The sequence below is a fragment of the Streptomyces sp. CA-251387 genome (genome assembly GCF_050936625.1).
GTDB lineage: Bacteria > Actinomycetota > Actinomycetes > Streptomycetales > Streptomycetaceae > Streptomyces.
Genome location: NZ_JBNJMJ010000001.1, coordinates 60,269 through 74,375, shown reverse-complemented (window position 1 = coordinate 74,375; position 14,107 = coordinate 60,269). Strand labels below are relative to the sequence as shown.

The following is a 14,107-nucleotide window of genomic DNA, read 5'->3' as shown; positions in this document are numbered from 1 at the left end:
CAACGGCATTGCCTCTAGGGGCTGTCTTCAGTTGTGATCAAATGGGCTTGCGGGAGGCTGCGGATCCAGATGGTCGCTGCGCGACGGCTACGACCTGGGGAGGCCCCGGACAACGTGTCCATGGCCTGGTCGCACTGGCGATCAGTGGAGGCGGCGCGCTCAGCTCGTTTGAGACGACTGTTCGCCTGACCATCGAGGAAACCATGGATGCCCTACAGCACACAACTGATCGAGTTGCAGCGGTCTTGGGCCGGGGGGAACCTGGTCGTGTTCCTTGCATCCCAAGGAAGAGGCCGGCGGCGAGGGCCCTGTGCGCTGGACCATCTCTCCCCCTGCGTGACAGCGGTCGTCAGCACGGCGCTCGATTTCGGCGCAGGCTCTGCCCCGTTCCGCGACAACTCGTCTGCTCACTGGCGGCGTTAACAAGTGTCACGAGTGATGCAGTGGCCCTGATCGCCGTGATGAGGGAGAACGCTCATGGACTACAGCAAACTCGCTCCGTCTCTTGCGATGGCCTACGACGAGTATGCCGAGGGGCGCCAAGCGCTCGCTGACCACGTGCAGGAAGACCAGATGCCGGGTTTTGTGGCACCACGGGACTTCGCCAAGCCCGCTCGGGTCGTGGTCACACTGGAGTGTGCGCCGGACGCAGACTTCAGAGACCTGGAGGGCACTACCGGAATCGAGATCAACGCCGGTGGGGAGAGGGTACGCACGGCCATAGTCCCGCTCAACGACCTGCCGGCCCTGACCCAGTACCCGGGGGTCGAGCGCGTCGCCCCGGCACAGAGGGTCCATCCTCTGATGGACGTAGCCCCGGGCAAAGTGGGGCTCCCCGCCTTCCGGACGAGCAACCAGCTCACCGGCAAGGGCGTCATCATCGGTGTCGTCGACAGCGGGATCGACGCGCGGCACCCGGCGTTCGCCGGCCGCATCCTGCGGATATGGGACCAGGAGGCGCGCGGCGGAACAGGTGTGCCCGAAGGCGGGTACGGCATCGAGTACGCCAACACGGCCGACCTGGTCAAGTCCAAGGACGACCACGGGCACGGCACACACGTCGCCGGCATCGCCGCCGGCTCGGACAGAAAGTTCCAGGGTGTGGCGCCGGAAGCGGACGTCGTCGTGGTCAAGACGAACATGACGGACGTGGGCATCATCGACGGCATCCAGTACGTGTTCCGCCTCGCCCGGGAGCTCGGCAAAGCAGCCGTGGTCAACCTGAGCCTCGGCGGCCACAGTGACCCCCATGACGGAACGGACGCCCTGGCCAAGGCGATCGACGATGAGTCCGGTCCCGGCAGGATCGTCTGCTGCGCGGCGGGGAACGAGGGAGAAGACAACATCCATGCCCAACTCGACCCGAAACCAGGGGAGACGCTAAGGGTTCCCTGTCTGCACAGTCCCGACCCTGACGGCGTCGTCCAGGATCTGTGGTTCAACGGCTGGTACGCGGGCAGCGACGACGTGGAGGTGGCGGTGGCCGCGCCGGAAGGCCTGACCACACCGTTCCAGGGCGTTCTGCCGAACGGCCCGCAGGGCAACCCGAACAAGGTCTACCGGCTGGGTAACTGGACGGTGCAGATTGGGACTCCTGGGCGCGACAGCAGGAACCAGGACCACCAGTTCACCGTGCGCCTGCGGCCCCCTGCCAACGCCGCGGGCTCGCGCACCTGGACCCTGCTGGTCCGAGGGACGAATGCGGCCCAGCAAACGACGCGGGTGGACGTCTGGGCTCTCGGCGATGGCAGATTCTCCGGTCCGCATGCCAGGAATTCCATGACGATCGGATCTCCGGGTACCGCGACCAGCGCGATCACGGTGGCCGCCTACACGACCAAGACTCGCTGGACGGACATCGATGGCACGCACCGCGATGCGAGCTGGCTGAAGCCGGACGACATCGCGCCTTTCAGCAGCCTGGGGCCGCGACGTGACGGCAAAGCCAAGCCTGATCTCGCCGCGCCCGGTGCCATGATCGTCTCCGCGCAGTCCCGCGACTCCAGGAACAGCCGCCGCTGGATGATCGACCAGAACCATGTGGCGATGCAGGGCACGAGCATGGCAGCGCCCTTCGCAGCCGGTGCGGTCGCGCTCCTGCTGTCCCACAACAAGACCCTCGACCCGGCAAAAGCGCTGTCGACCTTCGCCTACAAGCAGAAGCCCGGCGCGGACACCTGGGGGCGTGGCCTGATCGACTTTTCCTAGCTGGCGACGAAGCACGGACACGACAACGGCCTCTGACCAAGTACCCAGGTCAGGGGCCGTACTCACCGCCCGCCATGTAGAAGCGGTTACCGAGCCGCCAGGCGCGTTCGTGCTGTTCCTGACGTACTGCCAGCAACGGCTGCCAGAGGACCGAACCTGTGGGCGAAGGGCCTGTTCGACGGGGTGCGCGAATTCGGCTGTGAAAGCACGTAACCCCCGGCGGCGGTCTGAAAGTTCTGCCGCAGCCGGTCGTCGACGCCCGTACTCCGCGCAGTTTCTCCTTGTGCTGAGCCCACGGTGGAACACGCTTTGCCTGCGCTTGATGTGCCTTTCACCAAGTCAGTGATGGATCGCCGACTTCGGTCATGCGGTTGCGATGATCCTGAGAGTCGTCGCTCGCTGCACCCCGGTTTCGCCCAGCAGCTCAACCAACGCCGCATTGAAATTCTCAAGCCCGTCAGCCTCAAGGTGGGCGATGATCTCCCCTGGGACGATCTCATTCGCCAACACCTTGCAGCCACCAAGGCTGTGATGCGTCAGGCGCTCGAGCGCGACGTCACCGCTAGTCGGCTCCACCTCAAACAGAACATATGCGCGGGCCACCATTTCCCCTCACCTCACTTCGTTCCCGATGACTCGTCCGCTGTATGGAGAAATCAAATCTTCTGGGCAAATTAACACTGTCGTTCTCCGGTTTCTGTGAGGCGCGGTCGTGTCATCGAGCGGTCGGGAGCTGCATTCCGGCATGCCCGCGCCGAGCGGCGTGCTGCGGAGGGAGCAGAGGCTCCGCTCACGCGTCTGCCCGACCAGCACCGGCTGACCTCATCGGTGTCGAGGCCCTCCGCAAACAGGTACGGCAGCAGCAAGCGCGCCTGGAAGGCGGCGACCGCCGAGCCCGCGCAGAAGCCAAGGCTCGCCTGGCGGGACTGAGCGCAACGCCTCGAAGGGCATCCAGCTGCCCCGGATCCCAGCAGATAACGGCGAGCGTGCGTTGACCTTTTGTCCTGCGCCAGGGCGCGACCGCGCACGCCGCCCAGGCCCCGACGGTCACCGGCGCGCTGACCGCCACCGTCCCGGAGCAGGACCCGGCGGGCCTGGCGGGAACGGTTCGGCCCGATACCGCCAGGCAAAGCTCTCGCCCATGTCCACGTGGCTTTCGGCTGTAAGAGGCAGCCGCAGGGCAGTGCTCCCCCCCGGTGGGACACCGCGTACGGCAAGGTCCGAGCCGCTTACGGCTTGCCGTGGTACTGCCGCAGATAGTCGATCGCCGCCCGTCGGCCCCTCTCGACCAGGGCCTCGCGCGCCTCCGGCCCGAGGCCGAAGTCGGTGATGCCGACCTCGCCGCACGAGACGCTGATCATCCGGTCTCGAACGCCCGGTTGCTCCAGATACGTTTGATCTCGGCCTACCAGGGCCGTCGCCACCACCTGTTGCAGCAGCTGCAGCAGGGGTGACATCGCCACGGTCAGCGCCGGGAACAACTCAGCGATTCCAGCGGGGAGGTCGGGCAGGATCCGCACCCCGAGGGTCGGCCAGCGCGGCTGCTTGCCGTCGGTGCGGTCAAAGGTGTCGACGGCGAAGTTGGACAGGATGCCCCCGTCCACGATGACCGACTTCTCTCCTGTTGTTCGATGGGTGAGTTCGCAGGGGTGGAAGTAGAAGGGGATCGACAGCGAGCGCCGGACCGCGTCGGCGACCTTCTGCTGGTCCGGGTCGAGGCCGTAGAGCCGGTAGTCCCAGGGGAGCCGCAGCAGCCGCCCGTGAGTGACGTCCGTCGCCATGACGACGAGCTTGTAGCGCTTGTGCTCCGGCAGGTCGGCGTCGGCGTCCGGGTCGTCGTACCGAAGATCTCCGAACGTGGTCACGCCCAGCTCAGCCAGTTCCTTCTCCAGCCACCGCCGGATCCACTCGCCCCGGTATGCGCCCCGCCTCCCGAACAAGGACACGCCCTCGCTGAGCAGGGGCAGGCCGGGCAACAGACGGTCCGGGACCCGGGCCAGGTCCAGGCGGCCCATGATGTCGCGCAGGTCCGTGGCCCCCGCCCCGGCGGCCACGAAGGCCGCTGCGATGGCGCCGACAGAGGTGCCGGCGGCGCGCTCGAAGACATAGCCCTCCTCCAGCAGGCCGATCACTGCTCCCGCGGCGCCCAGGCCACGAACCCCACCGCCCTCCAGGACGAGGTCGGCCCTGCGTCCTTCTGCCATCGGCTTCCTCCTCATTCCCGCCCGGCGATGTTCCAGGGTGAGAAGGCGTTCTTCACTCCGGCCAGTGCGGTCCGCAGATCCGGGTGGTGGCGCAGCAGCACGGTCCCCATGGTGTTTTCGTCGATCCAGCGCAGTCCAGCCTTCGAGTAGACCTCGGGCGTGTAGTACTCGGTGAAGAACCGATCGCTGTTGAGCCGGCGCGAGGCCATGAGGATGAAGATGCGGAACGCGGTGTCGCTGAAGGCGAATCCGGCGGGGAGTTTCTCCGCGTACAGGCCTACGGTCAGGTCCACCTTCTCGATGTCGCCCCCGTAGACCCGCTTGATCTGCTCGGCCCAGTCCCGGTTTTCGGTGAGCTCCTCGAAACTCGCGGCGGGCTTCAGGCGCAGCAGCCGACGGAACTCGTTGTAGCGGGGGACCCCGAGCTCCCTGCTGCGCAGGATGTCCGTGGCCGCGAGGTCCTGCAGGTGACCGTCCGGCCGCTCGAACTCTTGCAGGAACTTCGGGAAGTTGTGCAGGGTGACCAGGCCCGGGGGCAGGGTGCCGAAGCTGTAGAGCAGGTCACGCATGGGGACGGTGTCCATGACTTTCAGTGCCTCGGGACCGGAGAGCTCGCGGAAGGTGGCCTCCCGCAGCGTCGCGTCGTCGGCCGCGGCCCGCAGGTGCCAGTCGTCGCGGACCAGCGGGTGCATGCGGTAGACGGCGACGAACTCCTCGGTGAGCGTGTACGGAACGCCGTAGTGGTCGGTCTCGGCACCGGGATGCCGCTGATCACCTCGGAGTCGCTGAGCCGCCCGAAGAGGTTGTGCAAGCGCTCGCCGGCGAGTCCCCACCAGTTGGTGCGCAGCGCGGTGACGGTGGTCGGATGACTGATGACTGCCGGCGTCCACTCCACCGTGTGGATCTTGGCGAGGAGGGCGGCGTTGACCAGCCGGGCGCGCTGGAAGAGCTCCTCGTCGTCCCAGCCGGGGTACTGCGCGTGGAGGTGGTCACAGATGGCGTTGTGCTCCTTGGTGAACAGCGTCTGCATCATCGCGAGCCCCAGCCAGAAGCCGGGCACCCGGGACGGGTCGCGGTCCGGGTCGGACGGGAAGGGTGTCCCGTCGTCGCCCCACAGACGCAGCTTGCCGTTTTCCCCGGTGCGCAGGGCCCGCTGTTCCTCCTCGCTCGACCCGTAGAGCTGGGAGGCGTCCCACCAGTGCGAGGAGACGTTGACGCGGGTGTCGGGGGTGCCGGCCGGGGCATGCGGGTCGCGGGTGGGGTCGTCGGGGGTGCGCATGATCTGCATGGGGCGCTCGGGCCAGGGGTCGTCGTCGCGTAGAGGGACGGTCCACGGCCGGTCCGTGGGGCTGGTGCCATGGCTGAACCAGTCGCGCACCATGAACTGCAGCCAGGCCGCCACGAAGGAGTTCACCGTCTCGGCGGGGATGAACTCTTCCCGGGTGAGCAGTTCGCGGCTGACCACGCGCGGGTTGGGTGAGGAGAGCACGTCCGCGGCCGAGACCGGGGGGATCTTCTCCAGCGGGATATTGCGGCCGAAGCGGGTGCCGGCCATGCCCATGTGCGGCTGGTCGAGGTCGTTGTAGCTGCCGTCGGCCGTCCGGTTGACCAGGTATGCAGTGCCGTTCTGCGGTGCCGGCTCAGGAACGTTCACTGCGGGGATCCGGTTGGTGTCGTGCAGGTTCCCCTGCCGCAGCTTCACCCGCAGCCCGAGCAGGGTAGCGAGTCCGAGCGGGACGGGCAGTTTGTCCCAGCCGATCCTGCGGTCCAGGACCTCGGCGACGCCGGTGACGACGCGCCAGGGCAGGGTGCGTCGGTAGCCGGGCCTCGCGTGGCCGGCGGACGGTCGCTGGTCAGTCATCGGATCCTCCTGGCGGATGGTTCGACGGTGGTTGGTTCGTTGGGTGGCATGGCTTCGGCGAGGATCACCTCACTGGCCTTCTCGCTGATCATGTAGATCGGCGTGGCGACGAAGAATCCGGGAATTCGGGGGAAGACGGAGGCGTCCACGACACGCAACCGCTGCACGCCGCAGACCCGGAATCGGCTGTCGACCACGGAGGCGGGATCGTCGGGACGCCCCATCGGGCAGGTGCAGGAGGCGTGGTGGCCCCAGGCCTCGTCCTGCACCCAGCGGCGGATCTGAGCGCGGGTGCGGACACCCTCGCCGGGCCACAGCTCCTTCTTGATCACGTCTCCGGCGCGGCGGTTCATGCCGCGCACGAATTCGACGGCGTCGACCATCGCTTCGAGGTCCGCGCCGTTCTTGTCGGTGCCCTCCGTGAAGTAGTGGAAGTTCACCTGCGGGGTGTCCCGGGGATCGGCCGACCTCAGGCGCACCCGCCCACCTGTGTTCCGTGTCCCGGCCTTGAGGACCGCCCAGGTGAAACGGTCCTTGCGCAGCAGCCCGTCCCGGGAGTAGCCGGGGTAGTAGCCGCGGAAGTCGGCGGGCAGCCCGAAGACGAACAGGTCCGGTGCGTCCAGATCGGCACGGGACTTGCGGGTGATGCCGACGACGGCTCCGTTCGTGGTGTAGAGCCCCTTGCCGCGCTGCCAGTCGCGATAGCAGCGGTCGGGTGGCGTGCCGGGCTCGGGTGCGTGGAAGGAGCAGCCTCGGATGATCGGGAACTCCCGGGCCATCTCGCTGACCACGCCGACCTCGTAGCGGTCCTGGAGGTTCCGGCCGACGCCCGGCCGGTCGACGCGCACCGTGATGCCGTGCCGCTCCAGCTCCTCGCGCGGGCCGATCCCGGACAGCATCAGCAGCTGCGGTGTGTTGAAGGCACCAGCGGCCAAGATCACCTCCCGCCGGGCCAGCACCAGCTGCGGCGACGCGAGGTGGGTGTCCCCGTCGGCCGCGGGATCGGCTCGGTAGGCGTGCTCGCGGGCGAGGTACTCGACGCCGACCGCTGCCTGGTTCTCGTCCAGCACGACTCGGGTCACCAGCACGTGCGGCCGTACGACCAGCCGGTCGGGGTACTTCTCGCGTACGGCCCCGACCCGCTCGCGTACGGCACTGCGCCGCCCGTCGGCAGTGACGGACATGGGAATCTGCCACAGGCCTTCGAGCGCATCGGTCTGCACGCGCCAGTCATTGGGGTCAACCAGCGCGCCCAGGCCCTCCAGAGGAGACAGCGGCCGGCCGAGGAAGTCGGCGAGCTCGCCCTCCGCCGCGTTCAGTACGACCTTCAGCAGCTGCTTGTCCTGGATGATCAGCCCCGGGTCGGCGAGCCGTGTGGGTAGCCAGCCGTCGAAGCCGTGCCGCGACTCGTTGACGTACCGCCCGGAGACGAATGGCAGCGCCCGCAGCAGCGCTGCCAGGAGCCGGTTGGACGGCAGTGTCCTGGGACGCGGCCGGTACTCGCAGCGCTCCAGCCGCTCGAAGTAGGCGCGCATGGACGCGCTGCTCCAGGAGTCATCGCCGGTTGCCCGGGCGATCCGGTCCCAGTCCGCGTTGTACGGGTAGACGGTGATCAGCGCGTGGTGGGCGGAGCAGCCGCCGATCGCCCCGGCCCGCGGGTAGAGGATTCCCTTGCCGGGGACGGCCTTGGTGTCGCGCTGGTGCTGTTCCTCGTCCGCGTAGTGGCGCACGAAGTAGTCCCAGCGCTGTGCGGGGTCCTCGGTGGCGTCGGGGTGGAAGGCGGGCACGAGGTAGTTGTCGTTGGTGTGTTCGCCGCCCGCGTCGAGGAGCAGGACCCGCATGCCGGCCTCGGCGAGGCGTGCGGCGAGCGGGCCGCCACCGGCCCCCGCCCCCACTACGACGTAGTCGAACCCTTCCGCGGCGGTCGTCTTCACGTCTTCTCCTGGCCGCCGGTCAGGGCCCTGACCGCCAGTGCGGTGTTGACGGCGGAGATCAGGGTCGTCAGGGCAGCGGTGCGGGGCGCCAGATGGCCGCGCAGCCCAAGCATCGCCGCAGTCACCGTGTCGCTGCCATGGATGAGCACACCCTCCCGCAGGTCCTGCGTGAGGCGCTCGTCGCGGCTGGTGAGCAGGTCGAGGCCGAGCAGGACGGTGCGGATGCCGAAGAGCCGGAAGGCGTAGACGGCGGCGGGGTTGGGCTCGGAGTCACGGTCGAGTCTTTGGATGAGGAGCGTGGGGGCGAGCAGGCCGGCGGCCCCGTTGAAGAGCCGGATGCCGGCCAGCCCGAGAACCGCTGCCGAACGACTTCCGGCAACACGCTTTCCTGTCATGGTGTCCTCCTTGAAAGGGACTGCGGGGCGGCGCAGCTCACCCAGGTAGTTGTCCCTGCCGACCGCGGCTCGACCCCCGCCACCCGCGAGAACCACCCGCTCGGCCCTCGGAGCGGCAACGCGAAGTGACGTCGCCACGGATGGTTCGTTCGGGTGGTCCGCTCCCGAGGCGATCAGGTCCGGCCAAGCCGACGCACGCTGTTACCGGCGGTTTGTTGAGGTGGGGTCTGGGCCGGAGTAGGCCGTGAGTGAAGACGTCAACTACGGCTTGGGGAGCCTGAGTAAGCGGTCCGTGAGTTGATGCCCGCTCCAAGTGATGCTTGAGGCACGGGTGTTGGCTACTGGTGCCCGCTACTGCTGCCTGGCGAAGTTGCCGCTGTCGGCTTCGGTGAGGATGCTGAGTTTGACCCGGAGCTTCAGCTCGGCCCGGGTGCCTTTGACCTTCTTCGGCAGCACTTCGTGGCCGAGGGCATGGCAGAGGTCTTTGGCCGGCGGGGGCCGGTCGCCGCGTTGAAGGCAGCGAGGATGCGCGGGTACCGGGTGGTTCGATAGCACAACGGGGATGAGGGGAGCCGGTCGGCGAGGCCGGTGCTATTGAGCCCGCCACGGCGCTTCCCTGCCCGGCTTCCTCGTTCAGCGTGCCGCGGAGTGCGGGATGACGTCGCTCACTCTGCCGACCGGAACACCGTCGCCGACGCCGTCCGACTCGCCCAAGCCGAAGCCGACCCCATAGGACGCACCGTAAGGCCCGCATTCGTCGCAGTGTGCCTTGTGCGGCGCGACGCGCTTCGCGAGGGAACCTGTCAGGTGACGCGGGAAGAGCGGTGGGAGAGGGTGGGACGGGGATCCAGGAAGTGGCCCGAGGCGGAGAATGCGGCTGCGTTGAAGCCCTCTTCTCGCAGTTCAACCGCCGGGAACTCCTTACAGGCGGTCTGCGGCTGGGCCGTGGACTCGCCGAACCGGCAGGCGACGCCGGTGAGCCTGATCGTGATGAAGTCCGCGATCTGTGATCCGAATTCGATGGGTCTCCCGCCGATGGTGATGTCCCCGACGGTGAAACCCTTGTCCGCGGGCACCGCGTAGACGGCGCGGACACGGTGCTCCGAGTCGCCTCTCAAGTACGTCCAGTATTCCTTGGGATCAGAGCCGTCCGGGGTCTCCCAGCCGTCCGTGGACAGATCGTCGAAGTACAGACCCACGGGGTCGGCGAGGGTGATGTCGGCCTTCTGGCGGGCCAAGGCGTTGACTCCTGCCCCGATGTGCGGATCGCTGTTGCGCTCCGCGGCACCGTACTTGCTGCAGGCGATGAGCTCCTGCTCGGTGGTCAGTTCCTCGCCATCGATGACGCGCCGGATGGTGGCCGCCGCGGCCAGTTCGATTTCCGCGCCCAAGGTGTTGTTCGGCTGAATCAGGTGCATGGCGCCGTGGCTCGTGGAGTTGTTCCACTTATTGCGCGGCCGGTATCGACCGCTGGGCGAGAACAGATCCTCCTTGCGTACGTCCGGACTGATGAACTTTCGGTACAGCTCGACTGTCTTGTCCGGGTTGGTCTGCGCCAGGATCTCCCAGTACTCGGGGCCTTCACAGGTGAACGTGACCTCGTTGATCTTTCCTGAGCCGTCGCGGGAGACGCTCCACTCGCAGTACTCGTCCTGGACGTCACGGCTGGCGTCGGCGCGCTGCCATCGCTGAAGATCGGAAATGGACGTGATTTTGATGATGCGGGGGAACGCGGTCCATCGAATGGGGGCGTGCTGGAAGTCCGGGGCTGTGTCTGTAGTGGTCAGGTTGTAGAACTGCGGTCTTGGGCTGTCGTTCAGTACCTGGTCCGGATCGGGGCCTTGAATGGCCTCGTCGACCGTGTCGGAGATGAACGTGTTCCAGGCCTTGCGGCCGAAGTCGTCCAGATCGTCGAGGTTGCCGGGAGGCCCGTAGGCTTCCAGTTTGGCCATGGCGTTCTCCTTGTACTTGTGGGCGGAGCGGGAACCAAGTGGGCGGCAGCGCCGCCGAAGGTGATGCCGGGAGACCGGTGAGAAGCCGTGTCAGGTCAGCTCCGCGACGGTGGCGTCCTCACGCATCGCCAGCGGCGGGGCATCAGGGGGGATATTGGTGACCGGCAGGGTGAGTTCGAACTCGTTGAGCCTCATGCCGCGGAACTGCCGGCGGCGCGACTCGGCCAGGCGGACAAAGTCGTCGAAGCCGGATTCGGTACGGATGCGCTCGGTGACCCCGCGCAGATAGGCGTCCACCCGTTGTCCGAACACTGTCCGCCAGGCGTCGTCGGGTACCTGCCAGTGCTCGGCGAAGCGGCCCTCGGGGCTGTCGGCGGGCAGGGTGCCCGCGGCGTCCAGGATGGCTTGTGCGACTTTGTCGCACAACTCCACCACCTTGGTCGGCGTGGTCGGCACGTACCGCATGAGGCGGCTTCGGGCAGGGCTGAAGACCGGGTTGGGGAAGTCCACCATCAGCGCACATGCTGCGAACTTCGCCGGGACAAGCCCGTTGCGGACCATCTGCCGAACCACCTCGTTGTCCTCGTGGGCGGCCTCGGGCACCACGAAGGCGAAGAACGTGTCGCCTGGCTGCGAGAACCCGCTGAACTTCTCCTCCAAGTGGAAGTCGAATCGGGTCAGGCTGGCCAGGTATCGGGCGGCCGGAGCTCTGGGCGGGGCGGCCTGTGTGGACAGGCGAAGGTCGTTGAACAGGACATCCTGGTTCAGCCAGAAACCCGTGGGCAGCGTCAGGTCGGGACTGTTCGCCGTGATGTTGCTGCTCTGTCTGTCGGTGCTGGCGAGGTTGATCGTGGTGTTGGTGAACAGATGGCGCAGCAGCCGATCGGGATGGTCCACAACGCCGTTCGCGGTGACAGCGGCCAGGCGGGCCGCTGTCCACCGGGTGATGAGGGACCTGACGGTCAGTTCCAGCTGTTGGGCCCCGATGACCTGCTGGAACAGCTGGTCATGGTGCAGTGGGTCATCCTCGGCGAGTCGGATCGTGGCCCGCTCGGACTGCCAGTTGATCCAGGGAATCCTCAGCTCTTTCATCACGGCGCTGCCGTTGACGTGGCTGTCGAAGCATCCCTTGCCACGCGAGTCGGGTTCCAGTGCGTCCCAGGAGTTGCCCGCCCAGACCCAGCTGGAGTCGAACCGAGCATAGAAGTTGAAGACCCTCGCTTGGGGATCCCATCCCGCGACCTGAAGGAAGCCCTCCTGGGGGTCGCCACCAGCCTGGGTGCTGACCAGAAGGTCAACCTGACTGCCTGCTACGGCAGCGGTGATCGCGAACCGCATGTCGCGCTCGCCGATGGCATCCGGCGGGATCTGCCCGGCCTCGCTGACCAGGTACACCTTCCGTGAGGCGGCGGCCGTCGCGGGGAGTCGGGACAGCAGGTCCTGCACGGTGGTGGGAAATACGCCGACGCGGAAGAACTCCACCGCCATCGGGTCGCCCAGCGACATCAGTTCCCCATCGCTGACGGGCCGCGCCCGGTCATCCCTACCGCTGATCCTGCGGTACAGCCGCCCCGGTTCCAGCGCGGCGGAGCCGGGTCCGCAGCCGTCCACGGCGAAGCCATGGTCCAACGGGGGGTGGCCGGATGTCTCGTCCAAGGCACCCGTAGGGCCGGCGGCGCTGACTTCGTCGACGGCAGTCGTTCTCGTCCAGGCGGTCGCACGCCGCAGCTGCGTGTGGTCGGGCATGGCCACCCCATTCCTAAAATATGATTATTTATCAGTTAATATGCATATCAATGTTCAAACGGATACCCGGTCACGAAAGCCCCTTTCAGCCGCGGTCGCGGATCCACTCTGATGGCCCACCTGCACCAGCGCCTCTGTCTTCGGCGCTCTGATCACATTCCTCAGGTCTGGCCCGCCCCTGCCCTCCTGGTGACGGCCCAAGGTGATGTTCAGCCGGCGAGGGTGACCTTGATGACGGCGTTCGGGCAGTCGGCCAGGATGTCGGTGAGCGCGGTCTGTTCGGCCGGGTCGACAGTCAGTTGGCGCCGTGCCCTGATGGAGACCCAGTCGGTGGCGTGCGTGCAGCGGTAGCCAGGGGCCTGCGGTGGCCACGTGGAGTTGTGGTCGGCCTTGGAGCGGTTGCCGACTGCGGCAATTTCGCGAGCACCCTCGCCGCCGGTGGCGGCCAGAAATTCAGCAGTTCGTGGCATCGTCCGTCGCGCGGGAGGACCCAGAGAACCTTGACGCGGCGGCCGAGAGCGAGGACGACTGGACTGCGGAGCTTGCCCTCTGCGCGTTTGCGTTCGCTCACTCCTCCCATCGCTCTCGTGGCTTGACAGACGGCATTCGGAGCAGCTGATCCGAGCAGCAGCACTACAGAATAGAGCGATCTGCAGGCGTCTATCCGTATGCCTCCAGGAGAGCGCGTCTTAAGCAGCGAGGCAACGGCCGAACTGGTGAGCATGAAGCCAAATCAACCCACTCTGACCAGCTAGTCAGCTACTCCCACACGGCCGGGACGGGAGGAATCTCATGGCATGCGCTGCCTAGATACGTGTGCTACGACTTGGCAATACGCCGTGCGGCACGGGAGATGGGAGGATCAACATGGCAGATGCAGCTTTCGCCAAGCTTTTGTTCCTGGAGGCGAAGAGGATCCAGGACCCGGATGGTGCGGACGAGGTGCTCGTCGGTAGAGGTGACGGCGGCACCTTTGAAAAGGTGCGCATGCGACAAGGGGACGTGTTTGAGTTCGACGAGCGGTTCGTGCCGTTCGTTAACCAAGCGCCGATTGACGTCGTTCTGCACGAAGTGAATGAGGTAACTGACAAGGTCAGCTTCATTGGAGGGGCGAAGATCATCGCCTCCGAGGTGGGCCTTGGGGAACGAACGCAGGCAATCGGCGCGCTGTCCTTGTCGCTGTACGAGCTGACATACAAAGTCCTTTGACAAACCGCCATCGGCCATTGCGCCTTTGTCATCCTCAATTCGACCAGGCCGGATGCAGGTGAGTACGGCCTGGTCGAGTTTGGTGATTCGGGTGGTGGACCAGCGCAGCTTGCGGCCGCGGGGACTTGAGGGTGGCCGCGGCCTGCTCGACGAGTGCACGGATCTTCGCGCGGGATCGGTTGGGCCGCCCTCTTGCCTGCTTGCCGATCCAATGCCCGTTCCAGGCCCGGGAAGAAGCCGGTGAACTGGGCTCGCAAGCGATTGATCGTGCGGGTGCTGTCAGCGGCAAGGTCCATGCACCGGCCCGCGAAGATCTTGAGGTCGGTGACGGTGTCGTCGGCGGCGCGTGAGGGGCGCCGGTGGCTGCGGACGCCGGCTTGATCGGCGATGACGGCGTAGGGCAGCGGCTGGTCGTGGTTGAGGAGGATTGCGATGGCCAGGGCGGCTCCGCCGTCCGCCAGGTCGATGTCCCAAGTCACCTGGTCGCCCAGGGCCAGGACGTCGGCGAGGAGTTCGAGTAGTGCGGGGTCGTCGTTGACGCCGCGTCGATGCGTCACGAGCTCCATACCTCGTCGGCAGTTGCGCTGCTCCCCCAGAG

Annotated in this window: 12 protein-coding genes; 3 read left to right on the top strand and 9 right to left on the bottom strand. The window is 66.9% G+C overall.

Features of this window, described 5'->3' with window-relative positions:
- Positions 1-477 precede the first annotated feature (477 nt).
- Entirely contained in the window at positions 478-2,208 is a 1,731-nt protein-coding gene (locus ACQEV2_RS00345) for a S8 family serine peptidase (protein ID WP_433034900.1), read from the top strand.
- A gap of 363 nt (positions 2,209-2,571) precedes the next feature.
- Here ACQEV2_RS00345 and ACQEV2_RS00340 read toward each other — a convergent pair whose 3' ends face one another.
- The 9 genes from ACQEV2_RS00340 to ACQEV2_RS00300 form a co-directional block, all read right to left on the bottom strand.
- Positions 2,572-2,814, bottom strand: a complete 243-nt coding sequence (locus tag ACQEV2_RS00340; protein ID WP_433034897.1) for a hypothetical protein — start codon at positions 2,812-2,814, stop codon at positions 2,572-2,574.
- Positions 2,815-3,437: 623 nt separating this feature from the next.
- Positions 3,438-4,412 carry a patatin-like phospholipase family protein gene (locus tag ACQEV2_RS00335; RefSeq protein WP_433034894.1) on the bottom strand — a complete coding sequence of 325 codons (975 nt, stop codon included), beginning with the start codon at positions 4,410-4,412 and terminating at the stop codon, positions 3,438-3,440.
- An 11-nt stretch (positions 4,413-4,423) separates the two neighbouring features.
- The gene (locus tag ACQEV2_RS00330) at positions 4,424-5,104 is read right to left on the bottom strand and encodes a peroxidase family protein (RefSeq protein WP_433034891.1); all 681 of its coding nucleotides are present in this window, start codon (positions 5,102-5,104) and stop codon (positions 4,424-4,426) included.
- Positions 5,002-6,273, bottom strand: a complete 1,272-nt coding sequence (locus tag ACQEV2_RS00325) for a peroxidase family protein (RefSeq protein WP_433034888.1) — start codon at positions 6,271-6,273, stop codon at positions 5,002-5,004. Before ACQEV2_RS00325 ends, ACQEV2_RS00330 begins: the two co-directional genes overlap by 103 nt.
- Complete coding sequence (locus tag ACQEV2_RS00320; RefSeq protein WP_433034885.1) at positions 6,270-8,207, bottom strand: GMC family oxidoreductase; 1,938 nt, start codon at positions 8,205-8,207, stop codon at positions 6,270-6,272. Before ACQEV2_RS00320 ends, ACQEV2_RS00325 begins: the two co-directional genes overlap by 4 nt.
- Positions 8,204-8,602 (bottom strand): hypothetical protein, encoded by a 399-nt coding sequence (locus tag ACQEV2_RS00315; RefSeq protein WP_433034882.1) that lies wholly within the window; start codon positions 8,600-8,602, stop codon positions 8,204-8,206. Before ACQEV2_RS00315 ends, ACQEV2_RS00320 begins: the two co-directional genes overlap by 4 nt.
- An 803-nt stretch (positions 8,603-9,405) precedes the next feature.
- Positions 9,406-10,554, bottom strand: a complete 1,149-nt coding sequence (locus tag ACQEV2_RS00310) for a hypothetical protein (protein WP_433034879.1) — start codon at positions 10,552-10,554, stop codon at positions 9,406-9,408.
- 90 nt (positions 10,555-10,644) lie between these two features.
- Complete coding sequence (locus ACQEV2_RS00305; protein WP_433034876.1) at positions 10,645-12,300, bottom strand: hypothetical protein; 1,656 nt, start codon at positions 12,298-12,300, stop codon at positions 10,645-10,647.
- Positions 12,301-12,509: 209 nt separating this feature from the next.
- The gene (locus ACQEV2_RS00300) at positions 12,510-12,770 is read right to left on the bottom strand and encodes a hypothetical protein (RefSeq protein WP_433034873.1); all 261 of its coding nucleotides are present in this window, start codon (positions 12,768-12,770) and stop codon (positions 12,510-12,512) included.
- 397 nt (positions 12,771-13,167) lie between these two features.
- Here ACQEV2_RS00300 and ACQEV2_RS00295 point away from each other — a divergent pair, with 397 nt between their 5' ends.
- Positions 13,168-13,509 carry a hypothetical protein gene (locus ACQEV2_RS00295; protein WP_433034870.1) on the top strand — a complete coding sequence of 114 codons (342 nt, stop codon included), beginning with the start codon at positions 13,168-13,170 and terminating at the stop codon, positions 13,507-13,509.
- A 359-nt stretch (positions 13,510-13,868) separates the two neighbouring features.
- Positions 13,869-14,030 (top strand): hypothetical protein, encoded by a 162-nt coding sequence (locus tag ACQEV2_RS00290; protein WP_433034867.1) that lies wholly within the window; start codon positions 13,869-13,871, stop codon positions 14,028-14,030.
- Positions 14,031-14,107 lie beyond the last annotated feature (77 nt).